Consider the following 20,391-nt stretch of genomic DNA (forward strand, 5'->3'; position numbering starts at 1 on the left):
TTATCGTCAGCGGTTGGAGGAAGTCGGGTGAGCTCATTGCTCGCCAACGGGGGCAAGAAAGTTCTTGTCCTCGAAGCTGCGAAGTGTCCACGCTACCGCATCGGCGAGAGTCGAATTTCAGCCACCGTTGATCTCAATTTCCGCAACGCGACCTACGCCGATCTTGCTGAGATCAGCTCACTGACGCAGCACGAGGGAGATCGAGATGAAGATTGAACCGATTACAGGATCCGAGGCCGAAGCCTTTCACCGGATGGGCTCCCAGGCGTTTCACAAGTACAACGAGTTCGTGGACCTGCTGGTCGGTGCCGGCATCGCCGATGGCCAGACCGTGGTCGACCTGTGTTGTGGCTCGGGGGAGCTGGAGATTATCCTCAGCTCCCGGTTCCCATCGCTGAAGCTGGTCGGTATCGACCTCTCGGAGGACATGGTCCGTATTGCCCGGGAGTATGCCGCCGAGCAGGGCAAGGCGCTCGAGTTCCGTCACGGGGATGCGCAGCTCCTGGACGGTATGGAGGATCTGCTCGAGAAAGCGGATCTGGTGGTCTCGCGGCATGCGTTCCACCGGCTCACCCAACTCTCGGCGGCGTTCGCCACCATGCTGCGCCTGGTCAAGCCAGGGGGGGCCATCCTCAACTGCTCCTTCTTGAATGTCGGCGACTTCGACGAGCCCGGGTTCCGGACGTGGGTCCAGTTTCTGAACCAGCGGCCTTGGGACTCGGAGATGCAGCTCGTCTGGGCGCTGGCTCACCATCACGCGCCCCGGCTCCAGGACTACCGCGAGGCCCTCGCCCAGGCGGCCAGTGAGACGCCGGTGTCCGAGCAGAGGATTTGGGTCGATGACCAGGGCTACGGCGTTCCCACGGTCAAGTGCTTTGCCCGTCGGGCCGCTGCCTGAATGGCGGGTCGGTCCTGCCGCTAAGCGCGTTTGCGGAAGTTTTGTCCGTAACTCGCCCGAGTTGATGTAGGTCCGTATAGGAGGACCTCGTCAGGGTTTTGATCGAGTTTCCACACAAGATCACCCCCGACGAGGTCCTCGCCGGTATGCGCCCCGCGCACGTGTACGCAAACCTGTCCGACCAGCAGCACCGCCACCTCGTTGATGCCTTGCACCGGCAGTGGCGGGTCGCTGCCCGCGCGGTGACGGTGCTGCTGTCCGCGAGCGCGATGCCCGCCACCCAGATCGCCGCTTTGCTGCATTACGACCCGCACACGGTACGACGGTGGATCGCCCGCCACGACGTCGAAGGCGTCACCGGGCTGCCGGATCGGCCCCGGCTGGGCAGTCCCCGCCTCGGCCAACGGATTCGTGCCCTGCTCGCCACGCCCAAGGCGTGGACCACCTGCTCGAGAAGATCGGCGTCCGGGAAGAACTCGAAGACGGCGGCTACCTGAAGAAATATGCTATCGAGTGGGTTAGGGAGAGTAGCGAGAGCTCTGGAAGGTGTATTTACAGGACGCTGTGAACACGTCTATGGCGCACGCGCGGGCCGCGAGATTATCGACATAATCACCGACCACGGACTCGGCAGTCAGGATCGCGCCCGAAGTGCTGTGCACGAAGTCATCAGCTACGGATTCGTCGAACTCAAGGCGTAAGCGCGGTAAGTGGAAACTTCTGAGCCGAGGCACCTAGACGCGGCTGGGGGAGGCACCTATCGTAGTTTGGGTGGCATACACACCATCCCCATCTCAGCCCGACGAAACCACGCAAGGCACGAGCAGCGACTCATCGCTGTATCTGGACCTCATGATCAAGGTGCTAACCGGGACGGTGTATGAAGATCCCGCGCACCGGGAAAACTTCTCCCATCGCGATTCAACGTACCGGGAAGAGGTTCGCAACGAGGGGCGCGACTGGCCGGCGAATGCGCACACGATGATCGGAATTAAACGCCTCGAAAACATTCGAGAATGTGTCCACGACGTTATTGGAAACAATGTACCCGGTGACCTCGTGGAAACTGGGGTGTGGCGTGGGGGAGCGTGCATCCTCATGCGAGGAATTCTGCGCGCCCACGACGTGCGTGACCGGACCGTGTGGGTCGCTGACTCCTTCCAGGGCATTCCCGATGTCGGTGAGGACGGCTATGCCGGCGACCGGAAGATGGCGCTGCATCGGCGAAATTCGGTGCTCGCGGTGTCCGAGGACGAGGTCCGGCGGAACTTCCGCAACTACGACCTGCTCGACGAGCAGGTCCGGTTCCTCCCCGGCTGGTTCAAGGACACCCTGCCCACCGCCCCGATCGACGCGCTCGCCGTACTGCGGATGGACGGGGACCTGTATGAATCCACCTGGGACACACTCACCAACCTCTACCCTAAGGTGTCCGTCGGTGGTTACGTCATCGTGGACGACTACATGATGTGCCCGCCGTGCAAAGACGCGGTGGACGAATACCGCACGAAGTTCGACATCACCGACGAACTGATCACGATCGACCGCGACGGTGTCTACTGGCAGCGCACCAAGTAGTCCGCAGCGGGTGGTCAACGTGGAATGCCGGTTTCGGTAACTCGGCGCGCACGGCGTCGCGCCGAGTACTGGAACGGTCGGGGAGGCGTATGAAGACGCCGCGATGGAATCGACGCTCGGCCTGCAGAAAACCGAGTCGGTCAAATCTCGGCGTCCCTGGAAGTCCCTCTCTCCGGCCGAGTCGGCCACCGCACAGTGGATTGCCTGGTAATAGCTGCCGAGGCCTCCACGCTGGATAGGCCACGTTCCGCCCGTCGAGAACGCGGCCAACCGCTGCATGGAATCCACGAAACCCCATGTTCAGCCTCGGCGGAACCGCCCCACCCAGGCCGTCGAACCACATAACAACTTACTCGCCCACCAACGCATCCGACAGGAGAGCCCCTTTTGTGCGGCTTGGTGATTTGATAGACGTAGAGACCAACAGTCTGTGGGCGCTCGCGTGAGAGCGCTACTCATGGCGCCTTGCGCCGTAAATCATGAAAGTCCTGGCCTGAGCGATTTACCGCCATCCCATAGGCGGTCAGGACTGACGGAGGAAGTCATGCCCGCTCTCCCGGTAGATCAAGAATTCGACGGCGAACGCTTTCGCGCCGATGTACGCGCCACCGCCGACGCGATCGGCGCGCCATTCTCTCCCCGTCTTACCGACACCGTCCTCGAGGCCTTCCGTGACAACTTCGCCCAGGGCGCAACCCTGTGGAAGACCACCAGTAAGCCCGGGGGTCAACTTTCGTACCGTTTCTTCTCCCGCCTCAAGATGGACACCGTCGGCCGGGCCATAGACGCGGGGCTGTTGGACGCCGCGCATCCGACCGTGCCTGTCGTGAACGCCTGGAGCAGCCTCTACGGCGGCGCGCCGGTACAGTCGGGCGACTTCGACGCTGGGCGCGGAATGGCCAAGACATGGCTGTACTTCGGCGGCCTGCGGCCAGCCGAGGACATTCTCACCGTTCCCGCTCTGCCGCAGCCGGTGCAGGACCGGTTGAAGGACTTCCTCGCACTGGGCCTGGCACACATCCGGTTCGCAGCGGTGGACTGGCGCCACCACAGTGCGAACGTCTACTTCCGCGGTCAAGGTCCTTTGGACACAGGTCAGTTCGCCCGCATCCACGCCCTGTCCGGCGGCACACCACCTGCCGCGGATGTCGTGGACGAGGTCCTGGCGTACGTGCCCGAGGACTACTGCGTCGCTATCACCCTCGACCTGCACAGTGGCGCGATCGAGCGGGTGTGCTTCTACGCCCTGAAAGTCCCCAAGGACGCGCTACCACGCATCCCCACTCACATCGCCAGGTTCCTTGAGGTGGCGCCCAGCCATGATCCAGATGAGTGCAATGTCATCGGCTGGTCGTTCGGTCGCAGTGGCGACTACGTCAAGGCCGAACGCAGCTACACCGGCAACATGGCCGAGATCCTGTCCGGCTGGAATTGCTTCTTCCACGGTGAGGAAGGCCGCGACCACGACCTGCGCGTACTTCACCAAGACACGGGATCGACCACGGGAGGTGCCCGATGAGCAAGGCTTTGGCGAACATGCCCGGAGACGACTATTTCCGTCACCCGCCGGTGTTCGACACATACGCTGAGCACCGCGCCTATCTCAAATTTCGGCACGCCGTCGCGCTGCGGCACTTCGCCCGCCTCGGTTTCGACCAGGACGGCCTCGCCGGCTTGATCACCGTCGCCGACCCGGAACACGCCAATACCTACTGGGCCAATCCGCTGGCCCACCCCTTCTCCACCATCACACCGGCGGACTTGATCCGGGTCGACGGCGACAGCGCCGAGACCGTCGACGGCCAACGCCGGGTGAACATCGCCGCCTTCAACATCCACGCCGAGATCCATCGGGCACGCCCCGACGTCCAGGCTGTCATCCACCTGCACACCGTCTACGGCCGTGCCTTCTCCGCCTTCGCCCGCAAGCTCCCCCCACTGACTCAGGACGCGTGCCCGTTCTTCGAGGACCACGAGGTGTTCGACGACTACACGGGTCTGGTGCTCGCCAAGGACGACGGGCGCAGGATCGCCAAACAGCTTCGCGGGCACAAGGCAATCCTGCTGAAGAACCACGGTCTGGTCACCGTCGGAGAGACACTCGATGCCGCCGCCTGGTGGTTCACGCTCCTGGACACCTGCTGCCATGTTCAGCTGCTGGCAGACGCGGCCGGGAACCCGGAACCGATCCCCGCGGAGGTGGCGCGCCTGACAGGTCAGCAGCTCGGCTCACACCTGCTGGGCTGGAACAGCTACCAGCCCCTGCACGAGGCCGCCTTGGCCCGTAACCCCGACCTCGCGACCATGGAGCCTGCACTCCCGCCCCAGACGCCGACCCTGACAAGCTAGGACAGCCGACGCCACGTCCCCCGGGCCCCGAACCACGCGGTCAGCCCGGGGAACCGCACCACAGGGGCGGAACGTGGCACGACGACAGGCGGCGTTGACGTTCACGCGCGAAGGCAACGGGCCGGTCCCCGGAAGCCTTCTGATCACGGATTGAAACCCGTCGACAGGAATCTCAGCCACAACTTGCTCAATAATCAGCCACTGCCTCATTAGCCTTGACAACTACCACGGCGGGGCTGGGAGCTCACATGGTGAATCGCTGGTTGGTTACTGGTGCGGCAGGAATGTTCGGGCGAGATCTGGTGGGGGTTTTGCAAGGGCTGAACGAACCGGTGGTTGCCGTCACTCGACAAGATCTCGACATCACCGACCGCCTTTCAGTCCGAGCCGTTGTCTCCAGGTATCAACCGACGACAATCGTCAATTGCGCAGCATGGACGCGATTCAATGAGGCGGAGACCAGTGAATCGGAGGCCCTTCTTATCAACGGAAAAGGGGTCAGAGAGCTGGCTTCGATATGCAGCGATCGATCGATACGGCTGGTCCACCTCTCCACTGATTACGTTTTCGACGGCACGAGTTGTCGGCCCTATGCCGAAAGTGCGGTCACCAGTCCGATCAACGCGTACGGCCGGACGAAGCAGGCCGGGGAGCAGGCTGTGCTCGAGTTGCTGCCGGACGACGGGACGATCGTACGAACCGGCTGGCTGTACGGGCGACATGGCACGAACTTCATTCGCAAGATGGTCCGGCTGGAGCAGATACGCAAGACGGTGGACGTGGTGGACGATCAGTGGGGCCAGCCAACGTGGACCGTGGATTTGGCACAACAGATCGTGGCACTCGTTCGGCACGGCGCATCCGGCGTGTTCCACGGAACGAGCTCAGGCGAGGCCACTTGGTACGACCTCGCCCGCATGACCTTCCGGCTGCTCGGTGCGGATCACCGACGAATTCGCCCGGTGCGCAGCGACCAGGTCGCCGGCGGCGACCTGCGACCCCGGTACACGGTGTTGGGGCATGATGCCTGGCGGGAGGTCGGGCTGACGCCGATTCGGCATTGGGCTACCGCTCTGACGCAGTCGTTTCCCCTTCTGAATTCCGATTAATCGTAATATTCCTCGAGTGAGAGAAAGGAGGGGCCGCGGATGCGACTTCTAGTGACGGGCGGTGCCGGCTTCATCGGCTCGGAGTTCGTCCGGGCTACCTTGCGTGGCGCTCTGCCGGGCTCATCGGGAACTCATGTCACCGTTCTGGACAAGTTGACGTATTCCGGAAATGAGCTCAACCTGGCGCCGATCGCGGACCTGCCGAATTACCGGTTCGTGCACGGCGACATCTGTGATCGGAACCTGGTGGACGATGTGGTGGCCGGACACGACGCGATCGTGCACTTCGCCGCCGAGACACATGTGGATCGCTCGATCGACAGTGCCGCTTCGTTTGTCCGGACGAACGCACTGGGCACGCAGGTGCTGCTGGAAGCGGCCTCCCGTCACCGACTGGGGCGGTTCGTTCACATCTCTACCGACGAGGTGTACGGATCGATTTCTGAGGGGGCCTGGACGGAGGTGTCCCCGGTGGCCCCGAACGCGCCATACGCGGCGGCCAAGGCGGCGGGGGACCTGCTGGCGCTGGCCTGGCACCGGACGCGGCAGCTCGACGTCCTGGTCACCAGATGCACCAACAACTACGGTCCGTACCAGCATCCGGAGAAGCTGATCCCGCTGTTCGCGACCAATCTCCTGGACGGGCAGCAGGTTCCGGTGTACGGCGATGGCCACAACCGCCGTCAGTGGCTACACGTGTCGGACCACTGTCGCGCCATCCAGTTGGTGCTCCTCGATGGTCGGCCCGGGGAGGTTTACCACATCGGCGGTGGCACCGAGTTGACCAACCTCGAACTGGCCAAACACATCCTCGAGGCCTGTGGTGTCGGCTGGGACATGGTGCGGCATGTTCCGGACAGGATGGGACATGATTTCCGCTATTCACTGGACACCGCCAAAATTCGTACGGAACTCGGTTTCTCGCCTCGTGTCGCGTTCGAGGACGGGCTGGCGGAGACAGTGGAGTGGTACCGCAGTAACCGAGGTTGGTGGGAACCGCTCAAGAGTCCCAACGAAGCGACGGGTTCACCCGGCGACGCCAGCAGGTGACGGCGCAACCGGTCGGAGGAACGCTTCGTGGATGTCGTCACGGATCTCCCGCCTGCCGGGGCCGCCGCCGGTGACCTCGGACTGGCGGAATGACCCGGATCAGGGGCGTGAGTTGGGTGATGTTGCGGCCGGTCAGCAACACCTGCTCTGTGGACAACCTGTTCCGAGAACCATCTTGTCAGCAGTTCTTGCAGGTGAGGAATCGACTGCCCTAGCCGGCGGTTTGCGTCCCGTGAGGGGGAGGAAGAGATGCAGGACATTGTGCGGCCCATCGACGAGTGCCGGGTGTGCAGACACAACGATTGGCTTGATGTTGTCTCGTTCGGGTCGACACCACTGGCCGGAAACCTGATCGGCGAGGAAGACGACGCAGGGGGCGAGACTCTGTTCCCGCTGGAGGTCGTAGTGTGCCGGCAATGCTGGCTGATGACACTGCGGCATGTCATCGAACCGGATGTCCTTTTCGGGCACTATCGTTACGTCGCCTCGGACGCAGGCTCGATCATCCAGCACATGCGGCAGCTCGTCGAACTGTGTATCGAGCGGATCGGCCTGACCGACGGAGACCTCGTCGTGGAGTTCGGCAGCAACACCGGCGCGCACCTGGAGCTGTTCCGGCAGGCTGGCATGCGGGTAGTCGGCGTTGATCCTGCGCGCAATCTCGCCGGCATCGCCAACGATCACGGCGTGGAAACGATTCCTGCTGGTTTCACTGGCGAAGTCGGCCAGGAGATCGCGACCGGACATGGTCTGGCGCGACTGGTGTACGGGCGCCAATGTTTCGCCCACATCCCAGACATTCACGAAGTCCTCAACGGAGTCTCCGCCGTGCTGGCTCCTGATGGCCTGTTCTTCGTGGAAGTTCCCTATCTGGCGGAACTGCTCGCAAACAATCAGTTCGATACCATCTTCCACGAACACCTTTCCTACTTTTCGCTCGGCTCGCTGTGCAGGCTGTTCGAGTCGCACGGCCTTCGCGTCGTGGACGTCCATACAGCCGATGTGCACGGCGGCTCGATCGTGGTCTTCGCTGCCCCGGCCACCGCCGACTACGAGGTGCGGCCCGCTGTCGCCGAGATGCTCGCGGCTGAACGAAGCCAGGGCATCGCGGAGGAGGGAACATACCGGGAGTTCGCCGAGCGTACGGAACGGGTGCGCGCACAGATCCGAGAACTGGTACGCAGCGTGGTGGCAGAGGGCAAGTCAGTGGCTGGATACGGCGCACCGACCAAAGGCAGTGCACTGCTGGCCGCATGCGGGCTGGGACATCAGGAGATCCGGTTCTGCAGCGACACAACAGCTCTGAAACAGGGAAAAATATTTCCAGGGTCCAGAATCCCGATCTGGTCGCCGGAACAGGCAGGCGCCCATGTACCGGACTACTACCTGCTGTTGGCCTGGAACTACGCGCCGGAGATCATCAGCAAGGAGAAGGAGTTCCTGGAGAACGGCGGCCGTTTTATTGTTCCCATACCCGAACCGCGTGTGATATCGGCGGAGTCGACGTTGTGACATCGAAGGCTGCACCAACGATGATCAGGCGTTGTCAGGCTGCTGATGGGGTGGCTGGTTGAGGGGTATCCTTCTTGCGGGCGGTACCGGCTCCAGGCTGTGGCCGGTCACCCGGGCTGTTTCCAAGCAGTTGATACCGGTCTTCGACAAGCCGATGATCTACTACCCACTGACCACGCTGATGATGGCTGGCATACGGGAGATACTGGTGATCACGCGCCCCGAGGACCAGCGCCAGTTCCGTCACCTCCTCGGCGACGGTTCCCAATTGGGCCTGCGTCTTGAGTACGCTGTCCAAGAGCAGCCCGGGGGTATCGCGCAGGCGTTTGTCTTAGGTGCCGAGTTCATCGGCGACCAGTCGGTGGCCTTGATCCTCGGGGACAACATCTTCCATGGCGGGGGCCTGGGAACTCGGCTGCGTCAGTACAGCGACCCCGCCGGGGGACGGATCTTCGCCTACGTCGTAGCCGACCCCACGGCCTACGCGGTAGTGGAGTTCGACGAGGCCGGTACGGCCGTCTCCATAGAGGAGAAGCCGGCCAATCCCAAGTCGCGGTACGCCGTGCCGGGGTTGTACTTCTACGACAACCGGGTGTTGGAGGTCGCTCGCGGCCTGGTGCCGAGTCAGCGTGGCGAACTGGAGATCACCGCCGTCAATGAAACGTATCTGAAGTGGGGCCAGTTGCGGGTTACCGTGCTCGACCGGGGTACCGCCTGGCTGGACACGGGAACGTTCACCTCCTTGGTCCAGGCATCGGAGTACGTGCGTGTGGTGGAAGAACGGCAGGGCCTCAAGATCGGCTGCGTGGAAGAGGTCGCCTGGCGCTGCGGCCTCATCGGGAACGACCAGTTGCGGGAACTCAGCCGCCCGCTGCTCAAGAGCGGCTACGGCCGGTATCTCCTCGACCTACTCGCCGATCAGGAGTTGAAGTCGTCGTGAAACTTCGCCCGCTCGGTATGGAGGGTGCCTGGGAGATCACCCCCAAGCAGCACGCCGATCCGCGCGGGGTCTTCCTGGATTGGTACCGCGTCGACCAGTTCGCCGCAGAAGTCGGCCGCCCACTGCGGCTGGCCCAGGCCAATCTGTCGGTATCCGTTCGCGGCGTGGTGCGCGGCATCCATTTCGCCGATGTGCCGCCGGGGCAGGCCAAGTACGTGACGTGTGTGCGCGGCGCGGTGTTCGATGTGGTGGTGGACCTGCGCGTCGGCTCGCCGACTTACGGGCGCTGGGAAGGCACCCGACTCGACGATGTCAGCCGTCGTGCCGTCTACCTCTCGGAAGGCATCGGGCACGGCTTCTGCGCGATCTCGAACGAGGCCACGCTGTGTTATCTGTCTTCGCAGACCTACAACCCGGCATCCGAGCATGGTGTGCACCCGCTCGATCCCGAATTGGCCATCAACTGGCCCGCCGGGACCCCGCTGCTCTCCGCCCGGGACCAGGAGGCGCTCCTGCTCCCCGAAGCCCGGGATTCGGGCCTGTTGCCCAGCTATGCGGCCTGTCAGGCGTTCACGGCGTTGACGAGTCAATGACGGTCCGCGGCGTGCCGACCCAAGGGCCGGCACGCCGCGGCAGCGGGTCATGGGGACGATGGTGTCCGACATGGGCCTCCAGAAGGCGGCACGCGTCCTCGGCAATCCCCGACGCACGGCCTGAGCGCCGAGACCCCGCCCCCCGACAACCGGGGATCGAACGCCCACTGCCTCGCGAGCCCGAGACCGAGCACCCATCAAGCCCCGCCTGACGGAGTACGCCGACCAGCTCGTCCGCACCATCGACCAGCGTGCCCCTACACGTCTGATGCCGCCTTCGGCAGCACCCTTCACCGGGACGGGAGGTCGGGGCCGGCGCCTGACGGAGCGCGACTGGCGACCGCGGAGAGTTACGCCGGAAATAGTGCCCGGGGCGCTACGCGACAAGGCACCAAGAAAAACCCTCAGTGGCCCTCTGTTGCATTTTCAGTGAGTCGATGGAGGGGGGATTGGCTTAGCTCGCGCGGGAGTCGCACAGCGGATTACAGCGGCTCTCATCCCGTCGCTAGGGGGCGGCGACTCCGGTACTCTCGCCAATGTCCCGGTGGCCGACGTCCCGAGGTCCGTGAGCCCTGGGGCCCTGTTCGGGCTGCTGTGCCGTGTCTCCCGCAGTTATCCGGCCGCTCCCGCACCGTGGTGCGGGAGCCGGGTCTGCTATGCCCGAAAGAGAGCATCTGTGACTACTTACGACACTCGCACCGCCACCGACACCCCCGGATTCCAGCGGCCCGGCCATGTGGGGACGACGTCGTATGACGCCAACGCGATCACTGTTCTGGACGGCCTGGACGCCGTACGCCAGGCCATCCAGGCCGCCACGGCCCGGGTCGCGGCCCGCAAGGCGCGCGACCTGATCCGCCGCAAGGGCCTGGGCGAGATGGACGCCGAGGAACTGCGCGTCACCACCATGGACCCCGACCACCGGGTCCTGAGCCAGGTCACCCTCGACGACGACCTCTTCTCCGTCCTGATGTGCGAGGACGTCGAAGCCCGCCGCCACTTCATCCAGCGCAACGCCAAGGACGTCCGCTTCCTCGACATCTGACCCTGGGCACTGCTCCAGCCACTCTCGGACGCGCGACCCGAAGCCCCACCACTATCCTCTGTTGCACAGGAGAGCACTGCGTGAGTACAATCCCCGCCCCGGCCGCCGACAGCCGGCCCCAGGACGGCTCCGACTACACCGCACAGCACCTGATGGTGCTCGAAGGGCTCGAAGCCGTACGCAAGCGCCCGGGCATGTACATCGGATCCAGCGACAGCCGCGGTCTGATGCACTGCCTATGGGAGATCATCGACAACTCCGTCGAAGTCACCGACAACGGCCGCGGCATCCCGGTGGACACCGAACCTCGCACCGGCCTGTCCGGAGTCGAGATCGCCTACACCAAACTCCACGCCGACGGAAAATTCGGCGGCGGCTCCTACGCCGCCTCCGGTGGCCTGCACGGCGTCGGCGCCGCCGTGGTCAACGCGCTGTCCGCCCGGCTGGACATCGAGGTCGACCGCCATGGCCGCACTCACGCTATCAGCTTCCGCCGCGGCACACCCGGCATCTACACCGGCCCCGGACCCGACGCCCCCTTCACCCCCGCCCAGGGACTGCACCGGACCACCAAGATCCCCAAGTCGCGGACCGGCGCGCGCGTGCGTTACTGGGCCGACCGCCAGATTTTCCTCAAAGACGCCAAGATCTCCCTGGAGGACCTGCACCAGCGTGCCCGCCAGACCGCGTTCCTGGTGCCCGGCCTGACCATCGTCGTCCGCGACGAGTACGGCCTCGGCGAGGGCGGCAGCAAGGGTGAGGAGTCCTTCCGCTTTGAGGGCGGCATCAGCGAGTTCTGCGAGTACCTGGCGGACGACAGGCCGGTCTGCGACATCCTCCGTTTCAGCGGACAGGGCACCATCAAGGAGACGGTCCCGGTCCTGGACGAGCACGGCCAAATGACGCCCACGGAGGTCACCCGCGAGCTCGGCGTGGACCTCGCGCTGCGCTGGGGCACCGGATACGACACCACGGTGCGGTCCTTCGTCAACATCATCGCCACCCCCAAGGGCGGCACCCACGTCGCCGGCTTCGAGCAGGCCGTCATCAAGACGTTCAACGAGGTCCTGCGCGCCAAGAAGCTGCTGCGCGTTGCCGAGAACGACATCGCCAAGGACGACGCCTTGGAGGGGCTCACGGCGGTCGTCACGGTCCGCCTCGCGGAACCGCAGTTCGAGGGCCAGACCAAGGAGGTCCTCGGCACCTCGGCGGCCCGCCGCATCGTGAACAACGTGGTCAGCAAGGAACTCAAGGCGTTCCTGACCTCCACCAAGCGCGACGTGGAGCAGGCCCGTGTCGTCATGGAGAAGGCCGTCGCCGCGGCCCGCACCCGCATCGCCGCCCGCCAGCACAAGGACGCGCAGCGCCGGAAGACGGCACTGGAGTCCTAGTCCCTGCCGGCGAAGCTCGCCGACTGCCGCAGTGACGACGTCGACCGCAGCGAGCTGTTCATCGTCGAGGGTGACTCCGCGCTCGGTACGGCCAAGCTGGCACGGAACTCCGAGTTCCAGGCGCTGCTGCCGATCCGCGGCAAGATCCTCAACGTGCAGCGGTCGTCCGTGACCGACACGCTGAAGAATGCCGAGTGCGGTGCGATCATCCAGGTCGTAGGAGCGGGTTCGGCGGGCCGCACCTTCGACATCGATCAGGCCCGGTACGGCAAGATCATCATGATGACTGACGCCGATGTGGACGGCTCCCACATCCGGTGCCTGCTGCTCACGCTGTTCCAGCGCTACATGCGGCCCATGGTCGAGGTCGGCCGGATCTTCGCCGCGGTGCCGCCGCTGCACCGCATCGAACTGGTCCAGCCGAAGAAGGGCCAGGAGAAGAACGTCTACACGTACTCCGACCGCGAGTTGCGCGACAAACTCATGGAGTTCCAGAGCAAGGGTATCCGGTACAAGGACTCGATCCAGCGCTACAAGGGTCTGGGTGAGATGGACGCCGACCAGCTGGCCGAGACCACGATGGACCCGCGCCACCGCACCCTGCGCCGCATCAACCTCTCCGGCCTGGAGGCCGCGGAAGGCGTGTTCGGCCTGCTGATGGGCAACGACGTGGCTCCCCGCAGGGAGTTCATCACCAGCTCCGCTGCCACGCTGTACCGGTCCAGGATCGACACCTGATCTTGACTCTGTCGGGGATCTTGAGAAGCTCGGGGTTCATCCGCCGACGAACCGCCAAGACCGCGGCCGGGGGGTGCCCTGCTGGTCCAGATACGTTTGGAACGCGGTCGGCGGTCGGGGAGGACATGGTGCTTCCGGTGGGAGCTGGTCGCAGAGTCGTTCGACGTTGACCGCGATGGCGGTGAGCACGTGCTGGACGTGGGTCTTTTCCAGGCCGCGGTAGCGGCATCGCCGCATCTCATGGCCGTGCGCGAACTCGTTGACGTGCTCTCGATGCCGGACCTGACCGCGTAGATCCGGCGGCGGGAGGGGTTGTCCTGCTCGGCGCGCTTGCACCTCTGCAGGTCGAGCAGGTCCTTGGGGAAACCCACGCTGCGGGACGCCGCGCGGGAGCTGGTGCATCGCGTGCGGGCGGGGCAAGGTCCGCACTGGCTCTTGGCGAACTTGACCACGATGAGCGGCGCCGCTTGGGGCGAGGACGTCGGATACGGGCCGAGGCCGAGAGCGCAGGACGGGCACCACGCTGGTGGCGTGGTGCCCGTCCTAGTGCGTTCACCGGGTGCGCGCCGCGGGGCTCAGCCGCCGTCCCCGGCGACGAGAGCGTTCACGCGTTCGCGGGTGCCCGTGCCCGGCTTCGGAAGCAGGACCACCACGCGCAGGTCGGGGTGGTCGGCGATCTGTACCGTCGTGCGCTGGAAGGCGAGCCGCCCGGCCGTCGGATGCTGGACGACCTTCTCGCCGATGGACGTTTCACTGACCTCCTGCCGCCCCCACAAGCGGGCGAACTCCTGGCTGCGTTCCGACAAGCGGCTGACGATCTCCTCGAACACCGGGTCGTTCGGGTAGCGTGCGGCGTCCGAGCGGAACTCCGCGACGAGGGAGGGGGCCATCTCCTCCCATTCGGGGAGCGACCTGTGCGGGCCGTACTCGTCGACGAAGCCGTCCATGCAGCTCTGGAGCCGCCCCACATTTCCGAAGATCGACTCGACCGTGGCGTTGCCGTAGAGGTAGCGCCAGTAGCGGTCCAGGACGTAGGCGGGACTCGGGGACCATTCCTCGACGAGCGAGACAACGTGGTCCGGGGCGCAGGACGCGGCGGGGGCCTCCGCCTGGATGGCGGGGGCCGCCGGAGTGTGTCCGGCCAGGCGGTAGAGGTGCGCTCGCTCGGCCTTGTCGAGGCGGAGGACGTCGCCGACCGCGTCGAGGATGCTCGTCGTGACGGAGATGTGGCGCCCCTGCTCCAGCCACGTGTACCAGGTGAGGCCGATGCCGGCGAGCGAGGCGACCTCCTCGCGCCTCAGGCCCGGCGTCCGTCGGCGCCTGGTGGCGGGCAGTCCGACATCCTGCGGCGACAGCCGGGCCCTGCGGCTTCTCAAGAAGTCCCGGAGAGCGTCCCGGCGGTGTCTTGTATTTGCTCTTGGCGTGGTGGTCACAGCAATAGCATAAATTCCGTCTTGGCCTGCGCAACTGGTGCCGGGAGAATTGCGAGGTGTCAGTCGGCCTGCCCGGGGAGATGAAGCGACTGCGGACAGCGGTGCGAACAATTACGACTCACGTTCTGGCGGCCGCGTCGTATTCCGGGATCGAGTCCGCAGGGCGGAGCGCATGCAGCACTCGGGATCCGTTCTCCTGCGGGGCGCCGTCTGAATTCCTCGCATCTTTCGATATGGACGACGCGCCGAGTCTGAAGGAAGAAAGGCGAAATCGTTTGTCCGGGAAAGGAAAAGCATTGGAGCGGAGTGTAGGGGAGGCTCAGAGTGAGAAGAGCGCTCCCGCGCCGCCGACCGCGACCGCCGCGCAGTGGGGCGCGGTCTGGATCCTGCTGCTCGGTGCCTTCATGGGGTTTCTGGACATCTTCATCGTCAATGTCGCCAACCCCTCGATCCAAGTGGAACTGAACGCCAACTTCGCCGATATCCAGATGGTGCCGGCTGGCTACACACTCGCCTACGGCGCGGGGCTGGTCACCGGCGGCAGGCTGGGTGACATCTTTGGCCGCCGCCGCGTCTTCCTCATCGGTATCGTGGCCTTCGCCGTGACCTCGGTGGCCTGTGCCGTGGCCGTGAGTCCCGGGTTCCTCATCGGGGCGCGGATTACGCAGGGGCTGGCGGCGGCGGTCGTGTTGCCACAGGTCCTCGCCCTCATCCAGGTCACCTTCCAGCGCGACGAGGAGCGCACCCGCGCCATCGGCCTGTACGGGGCCGTCATCGGTGTCGGCGTTGTCGCGGGCCAGATCGTCGGCGGGCTACTCATCGCCTGGGACGTCGCTGGGCTCGGCTGGCGGTCGATCTTCCTGGTCAACGTTCCGCTGTGCCTCGTCACGTTCGTCGGTGCGCTCGCCCTGGTGCGGGACGGCGGCGACCGCGAGCGGATGAAGCTGGACGTCCTGGGAGTCGTCCTGCTCGGCCTGGGGCTGCTGGGCTTGGTGCACGGGCTGGTCATCGGTGCCGAGCAGGGCTGGTCCACCCTTCTGGTCGGCGAGGTCGTCGGAGGGGCGGTCCTGCTGGTCCTCTTCGTACTGTGGGAGCGCCGCGTGGCCGCGACGGATGCGACGCCGCTGCTGCCGCCTCGCCTGTTCAAGCAGCGCGGTTTCTCGGTGGGGTTGCCCACGGCGCTGTTCTTCTACGGGACCAACGGCGCGTTCATCTTCCTGCTGGCCTTCTACCTGCAGCAGGCGAAGGGCCTGTCCCCCCTGGAATCCGCGTTGACGTTCACGCCCATGGCGATCCTGACGTCCGTCTTCTCGGTCCTGTGCGGGAATCTCGTGGCGCGCTACGGCCAGTGGGTCGTTCCTGGAGGCGCGGTGGTCATGGCGGTCGGTCTGCTTCTCGTGTGGGGCGGGGCGGTCATGTTCGACGACCTTTACCCCGCTGTGGCCCTGATGCCCGGCCTCGTGCTCTACGGCGCTGGCGGCGGAATCGTGGCGGTCTCGCTGATGAGCACCGCCTTGTCCGGGGTGGAGCCGGCGGATGCGGGTGCGGCGTCCGGCGGCATCCTCACTGCGATCCAGGTCTCCGAGGCCGCCGGCGTGGCTGGTATCGGTGCGCTGTTCGCCGGCGTGGCTGTCGGTGGCGGCCAGGTGTACGGCTTCGCGGTTGCCTCCGTGGTGCTGACCGTGCTGTCGCTGCTGACGGCCGCGATGTTGAAGCTGCTGAGCAGCCCGCAGAAGGCGGCGGCCGCGGCCGACACGGCGTGACCCGGCGTCCGCACCGAGATGGCCCGCCGACGGGCCGTCCCGGGGCGGGCACGATGAAGCGGCGTGGCCGGGGTTGTTGGTGGCGCCTGTCGCCTGTCCCTCATCCGCCCTTTGGGGATCGCGCCGTCTCTGGTGGATTCGGAGGCGCAACGGTACGAGCAAGGCGCGGGCCATCGGTTGCGGACTGGTGGAACCAGGGGGCTCGCGCCCCCATGGACCCCCGGGCCCGCGTGGAATCTGGCGCGAACAATAACGCCAGCGAACTCCGCTCCCAGCTCAGAGGCCCCACGCGGTTGGGCGAATTCGAGGGGTCGTCGCAACACGTGAGGTCAGTTGCTCGCCGCGAGCAGCTTAGCCAGACGCTCGGCTGGGGTGTCCCAGTCGAGCGTCTTTCGCTGTTGGGAGTTGAGTTCGGCGGCGACGGCCTCCAGGTCCCCGCGCGTGTGCCCGGATAGGTCGGTGCCCTTCGGGAAGTACTGCCTGAGCAGACCGTTGGTGTTCTCGTTCGAGCCGCGCTGCCAGGGGCTGGCCGGGTCGCAGAAGAACACGGGTATGTCGGTGGCCGTGGTGAACTCGGTGTGCAGGTGCATCTCCGAGCCCTGATCCCAGGTCAGCGACCTACGGAGCTGCTTGGGCAGGGTGGAGGCCGCCTCGATCAGCGCGTTGCGGACCTGGGGCGGCCGGCGGCCGTGGGGCAGGTGGACCAGGGCCACGAAGCGCGTGGAGCGCTCGACCAGGGTGGCGATGGCCGACTTGTTCGCCTTGCCCAGGACCAGGTCGCCCTCCCAGTGGCCGGGCACGGCCCGGTCGGCTGCCTCGGGCGGGCGTTCGCTGATCATCACCATGTCCTTGGCCATGCGCGGCTGGCGTTTGTAGGCCTGGCGGCGCGGCCTGCGGTAGGCCCGGCCCGAGCGCAGGGTGCGTTCGATCTCGCGGCGCAGCTCCCCGCGGCCCTGGAAGGAGAGGGCCTGGTCGATGGTCTCGTGGCACACGTGCATCTCCGGGGAGTCGGGGAAGTCGCGTCGCAGCAGGCGGGAGATCTGCTCGGGGCTCCAGCGGCGGTGAAGGCGCTGCTGGATGTAGTCGCGCAGCGCGGGGTTGTTCTCGATCTTGCGGGGTTGGGGGCGCCGCTTGCGCTCATCGGCGCGGACCTGGGCGGCATGCGGCCCGTACCGGTAGGTCTTGGAGGCGGTGTAGTAGGAGCGGTTGCGGCGGACCTCGCGGCTGATGGTGGACGGACTCCTGCCCAGCTCGGCGGCGATGGCCCGCAGCGACACCTTCTCACGGAGCATGTCGGCGATGCGGACGCGCTCCTCGGGGCCGAGATAGGCGGAGGGCCTGAAGAGGGCCGCCCCCCGTTGCGGATGGGGGTGCGCCCTTCTTCAGGCCCTTGTGCGCTCGGCGTCCGTTGCGCCAGACCTTGCCGGTGCGCCGGTTGATGCCGACGTTCCGGCACGCCTCGGCGTTGCTGTAACCCTGCTCCATGAGCCGGAAGTATTCCTGCCGCTCACGGACCAGCTTCTTGCGGCCCTGCGGTAGCTGGCGCTCCTTGCGGATCTCGAAGCCGTCCATCGCATCCCTTCAGAGATGGTGTGTTGCGACGACCACTAGAACTCAAGTTGGCGCGCGGGGCCTTTCTTGGTGTCCGTACAGCGGCGAAATACTGCGATCGGCCTGGCTTTCGGTGGTGTTCACATCCCCGTGGATGGAGCCGCCCGAGATTCTGCAGCGCACGGATGGTCGCCGGGGTGTGCACCTCGGTGTCGGGGGCGTCGTGAACGCGGTCCGGGTGTTCTCCGTGGCGGTTGGGTGCGTTGGCGATACATTCTTCGGAGATCGTCGGACACCGCCCGCAATGATCCCCTAGCGTGGCCGCATGGACACACACTGTGCATCGCGTGAGCAGCGGTTGGACCGAGCATTTGGCCACCTCGACGTCGACGGCAACGGTTACGCCGAGCATGACGACCTGATCGCGTTGGCCGCCCGTCTGATGGCGGGGTTCCAGGAGACACCGGAGAGCGTCAAGGGGCGGTCGCTGCTCGACGGGTTCGAGACGTTCTGGCAGGCGCTCCTCGCCGCGATCGACCTTGATGGAGACCGGCGGATCAGCCCGGAGGAGTGGCGCCTCGGGATGGTGCGCGCGTTCGCCGACCAACCGGGCGACTTCGACCGCTGCTTCCGGCCTGCCGTGGTGGGTGCCCTGGCTTTGGCCGACACCGATGGGGACGGTGTCATCGACCCTGACGAGTGGCAGGTTTTCCAGCGTGCGTTCGGCACCTCCGAGGAGAACGCCGTGCTGTCGTTCGAGTGCCTGGACAGCGACGGCAACGGAACGCTCAGCGTCGATGAACTCGTCCAGTCCGCGCGGCAGTTCTACACCGGCGTTGACGAGGAGGCCGTCGGCAACTGGCTGTTCGGGCGCGTCGCGTAGCGACTGCTCACCGGTGCGGCCGAGGCGGAGCACTCCGCGGGGTGCTCCGCGGACTCGCCGACGAGGAATGAGGTCGGCTCCCGGTGCCGGATCCGCACCCGTCCGAGGTGCTGCGGGCGGGTGCTCTCGTGATGCCGCCAGTTCCTTCGCACGAACCACCCACCGAGCTGGATCTGAGGAAGCTGATACATGGATCGTGTCGCGTTCGTATGTCCTGGACAGGGGGCCTATTTCCGCCGAGCGGCCGAAGTGCTGTGGGACGCCGTTCCGGCCACCATCGAGGTGTTCGCGGAGATCGACCGCGTCGCCGCCGAGCTCGGGGAGGCACCCGTGCGGCCGGTCCTGTTCGGTACGGCCGCCTCCTCGATCGACGAGCTCGCCGAACAGTCTCCGGAGTCCCTGCAGCTCGCCCTGTACGGTCTCGCCGTCGCAGCCTTCCACGGGCTGCGCGAGCGCGGTGCGGTCCCGTGGGCGGTGATCGGGCACAGCATCGGCGAGATTCCGGCGCTGGTCTGCGCGGGCGCCTATACGGTCGCCGAGGGGGCCGAGATCTCCTGGCGCCGTGTCCGCGCGGTGCGGCGCCACGCCGGTGCGGGCACCATGCTGGCCATCGGTGCCGACGCCGAGGTGGCCGCGGCGCTGGTGCGCGCCGTCGACGATCCCCTGGCGGCCCTGGCGGTGCGCAGCGCTCCCCGGCAGAGCGTCGTCAGCGGTCCGCACGCCACCGTGACGACGATCGGGGAGCTGGCCGACTGGCTCGGCCGGTGGAACCGCCCGGTCGCCTCCCCCTTCGCGTTCCACAGCCCGCTGATGGCGGCGGCCGTGGAACCGTTCCGGTCCGACATCGAGCACATCCGGCAGAAGCCGCTGCGGACGGAGGTCTACTCCACCACGCTCGGGCGTCGGCTGACCGACGACGATCGGTTCGCCGATGTGCTGGCCTCGGGGCTGGTCCGGCGGTGCGATCTGCTGGGCGTCGTCCGCGAGGCGCACGCGCGCGGGGCGGGCGTGTTCGTCGAATGCGGCGCACGGGACATCCTGGCGCGCACCGTGCGCGAGATCGTGCCCGATGTGGCCACCGCCGCGTGCCTGGTTGAGAACGCCGACGCGGAGACCTCCCTGACCGCGGCCGCACGGACGGTCCGGCACTCCGGGCCCGGGACGGCCGCCTCCGGCACGACTCCCATCGAGAGGAACGACCGTCCGGAGCCCGCCGCCGATGCGCCGGAACGGCAGGACGCCCAACCGACGTCTGCCACGGCCGCCGCGCCTGCGGCGGACGCGGCGTCGGAGCCGCCCCCGACCGACCGCGCGTCGGTGCTCGCGGACGTCCGCGCGATGTACGCCACGGTCCTGGAGTATCCCGAAGAGGTCCTGGAAGAAGACGCCGACCTCGATGCCGACCTGGGGGTGGACTCGCTGAAGCAGACCGACCTCCTGGCTCGGGTGGCCAAGAAATACGGGTTCGCGCACCGGTCCACGGGGCTGCGGATGTCCGACTATCCGACCCTCGGCCGCATCGCCGACCTCGTCGCTGAGACGGGACGGGGCTGAGACC

The 20,391-nt window shown here is 66.1% G+C and carries 15 protein-coding genes and 4 pseudogenes; 16 read left to right on the plus strand and 3 right to left on the minus strand.

Features of this window, described 5'->3' with window-relative positions; genetic code table 11:
* Positions 1-27 precede the first annotated feature (27 nt).
* The 13 genes and pseudogenes from CDO52_RS27110 to CDO52_RS02275 all read left to right on the plus strand — a co-directional run bounded on the left by CDO52_RS27110 (position 28) and on the right by CDO52_RS02275 (position 13,203).
* Positions 28-216 carry a hypothetical protein gene (locus CDO52_RS27110; RefSeq protein WP_152471882.1) on the plus strand — a complete coding sequence of 63 codons (189 nt, stop codon included), beginning with the start codon at positions 28-30 and terminating at the stop codon, positions 214-216.
* A complete protein-coding gene (locus CDO52_RS02220) occupies positions 206-898 on the plus strand; it encodes a class I SAM-dependent methyltransferase (protein WP_017621680.1) in 693 nt (230 codons plus the stop codon). The genes CDO52_RS27110 and CDO52_RS02220 overlap by 11 nt, the downstream gene beginning before the upstream one ends.
* A 98-nt stretch (positions 899-996) precedes the next feature.
* Positions 997-1,395: a helix-turn-helix domain-containing protein gene (locus tag CDO52_RS02225; protein ID WP_017621681.1), complete on the plus strand. Its 399-nt coding sequence runs from the start codon at positions 997-999 to the stop codon at positions 1,393-1,395.
* Between the two features lie 274 nt (positions 1,396-1,669).
* The gene (gene novP / locus CDO52_RS02230) at positions 1,670-2,476 is read left to right on the plus strand and encodes a demethyldecarbamoylnovobiocin O-methyltransferase (RefSeq protein ID WP_033302288.1); all 807 of its coding nucleotides are present in this window, start codon (positions 1,670-1,672) and stop codon (positions 2,474-2,476) included.
* 544 nt (positions 2,477-3,020) lie between these two features.
* Complete coding sequence (locus CDO52_RS02235) at positions 3,021-3,995, plus strand: aromatic prenyltransferase (protein ID WP_017621683.1); 975 nt, start codon at positions 3,021-3,023, stop codon at positions 3,993-3,995.
* Entirely contained in the window at positions 3,992-4,825 is an 834-nt protein-coding gene (cloR, locus tag CDO52_RS02240) for a bifunctional 4-hydroxy-3-prenylphenylpyruvate oxygenase/4-hydroxy-3-prenylbenzoate synthase (RefSeq protein WP_083920136.1), read from the plus strand. The genes CDO52_RS02235 and cloR overlap by 4 nt, the downstream gene beginning before the upstream one ends.
* A gap of 248 nt (positions 4,826-5,073) precedes the next feature.
* Complete coding sequence (gene rfbD, locus CDO52_RS02245; RefSeq protein ID WP_026126397.1) at positions 5,074-5,934, plus strand: dTDP-4-dehydrorhamnose reductase; 861 nt, start codon at positions 5,074-5,076, stop codon at positions 5,932-5,934.
* Between the two features lie 39 nt (positions 5,935-5,973).
* Positions 5,974-6,984 carry a dTDP-glucose 4,6-dehydratase gene (rfbB, locus tag CDO52_RS02250; RefSeq protein WP_026126398.1) on the plus strand — a complete coding sequence of 337 codons (1,011 nt, stop codon included), beginning with the start codon at positions 5,974-5,976 and terminating at the stop codon, positions 6,982-6,984.
* 249 nt (positions 6,985-7,233) lie between these two features.
* On the plus strand, positions 7,234-8,496 hold the full coding sequence (locus CDO52_RS02255; RefSeq protein ID WP_017621687.1) for a class I SAM-dependent methyltransferase: 1,263 nt from the start codon (positions 7,234-7,236) through the stop codon (positions 8,494-8,496).
* A 58-nt stretch (positions 8,497-8,554) separates the two neighbouring features.
* The gene (gene rfbA / locus CDO52_RS02260) at positions 8,555-9,436 is read left to right on the plus strand and encodes a glucose-1-phosphate thymidylyltransferase RfbA (protein WP_017621688.1); all 882 of its coding nucleotides are present in this window, start codon (positions 8,555-8,557) and stop codon (positions 9,434-9,436) included.
* Entirely contained in the window at positions 9,433-10,029 is a 597-nt protein-coding gene (locus CDO52_RS02265; RefSeq protein WP_026126399.1) for a dTDP-4-dehydrorhamnose 3,5-epimerase family protein, read from the plus strand. The genes rfbA and CDO52_RS02265 overlap by 4 nt, the downstream gene beginning before the upstream one ends.
* 856 nt (positions 10,030-10,885) lie before the next feature.
* Positions 10,886-11,074: pseudogene (locus CDO52_RS27115) on the plus strand (DNA gyrase subunit B); the annotation flags it as partial.
* Between the two features lie 152 nt (positions 11,075-11,226).
* A pseudogene (locus CDO52_RS02275) lies at positions 11,227-13,203 on the plus strand (DNA gyrase/topoisomerase IV subunit B).
* Positions 13,204-13,239: 36 nt separating this feature from the next.
* Here CDO52_RS02275 and CDO52_RS29360 read toward each other — a convergent pair.
* Positions 13,240-13,655 (minus strand): annotated as a pseudogene (locus CDO52_RS29360) (transposase).
* A 123-nt stretch (positions 13,656-13,778) separates the two neighbouring features.
* Entirely contained in the window at positions 13,779-14,579 is an 801-nt protein-coding gene (locus tag CDO52_RS02285; protein ID WP_017621695.1) for a helix-turn-helix transcriptional regulator, read from the minus strand.
* A 353-nt stretch (positions 14,580-14,932) separates the two neighbouring features.
* On the opposite strand from CDO52_RS02285, the gene CDO52_RS02290 reads away from it, so the two are divergent.
* Positions 14,933-16,399, plus strand: coding sequence for an MFS transporter (locus CDO52_RS02290; RefSeq protein WP_017621696.1), 1,467 nt, complete (start codon positions 14,933-14,935; stop codon positions 16,397-16,399).
* A 329-nt stretch (positions 16,400-16,728) separates the two neighbouring features.
* Here the strand turns inward: CDO52_RS02290 and CDO52_RS02295 are convergent.
* Positions 16,729-17,884: pseudogene (locus CDO52_RS02295) on the minus strand (IS30 family transposase).
* 391 nt (positions 17,885-18,275) lie between these two features.
* Here CDO52_RS02295 and CDO52_RS02300 point away from each other — a divergent pair.
* Positions 18,276-18,833, plus strand: a complete 558-nt coding sequence (locus CDO52_RS02300; RefSeq protein WP_017621697.1) for an EF-hand domain-containing protein — start codon at positions 18,276-18,278, stop codon at positions 18,831-18,833.
* 189 nt (positions 18,834-19,022) lie between these two features.
* Positions 19,023-20,387 (plus strand): acyltransferase domain-containing protein, encoded by a 1,365-nt coding sequence (locus tag CDO52_RS02305; protein ID WP_094932181.1) that lies wholly within the window; start codon positions 19,023-19,025, stop codon positions 20,385-20,387.
* Positions 20,388-20,391 lie beyond the last annotated feature (4 nt).

Origin of the sequence: Nocardiopsis gilva YIM 90087 (assembly GCF_002263495.1) — a bacterium.
In the GTDB taxonomy this organism is placed as follows: Bacteria; Actinomycetota; Actinomycetes; order Streptosporangiales; family Streptosporangiaceae; genus Nocardiopsis_C; species Nocardiopsis_C gilva.

What these genes read in the sequence shown, in the direction of transcription:
- CDO52_RS02235 (WP_017621683.1), top strand. Translation starts at nt 3,021, where the DNA reads ATGCCCGCTCTCCCGGTAGATCAAGAATTCGACGGCGAACGCTTTCGC.
- cloR (WP_083920136.1), top strand. Translation starts at nt 3,992, where the DNA reads ATGAGCAAGGCTTTGGCGAACATGCCCGGAGACGACTATTTCCGTCAC.
- CDO52_RS02300 (WP_017621697.1), top strand. Translation starts at nt 18,276, where the DNA reads ATGGACACACACTGTGCATCGCGTGAGCAGCGGTTGGACCGAGCATTT.
- rfbB (WP_026126398.1), top strand. Translation starts at nt 5,974, where the DNA reads ATGCGACTTCTAGTGACGGGCGGTGCCGGCTTCATCGGCTCGGAGTTC.
- CDO52_RS02255 (WP_017621687.1), top strand. Translation starts at nt 7,234, where the DNA reads ATGCAGGACATTGTGCGGCCCATCGACGAGTGCCGGGTGTGCAGACAC.
- CDO52_RS02220 (WP_017621680.1), top strand. Translation starts at nt 206, where the DNA reads ATGAAGATTGAACCGATTACAGGATCCGAGGCCGAAGCCTTTCACCGG.
- rfbD (WP_026126397.1), top strand. Translation starts at nt 5,074, where the DNA reads ATGGTGAATCGCTGGTTGGTTACTGGTGCGGCAGGAATGTTCGGGCGA.
- CDO52_RS02305 (WP_094932181.1), top strand. Translation starts at nt 19,023, where the DNA reads ATGGATCGTGTCGCGTTCGTATGTCCTGGACAGGGGGCCTATTTCCGC.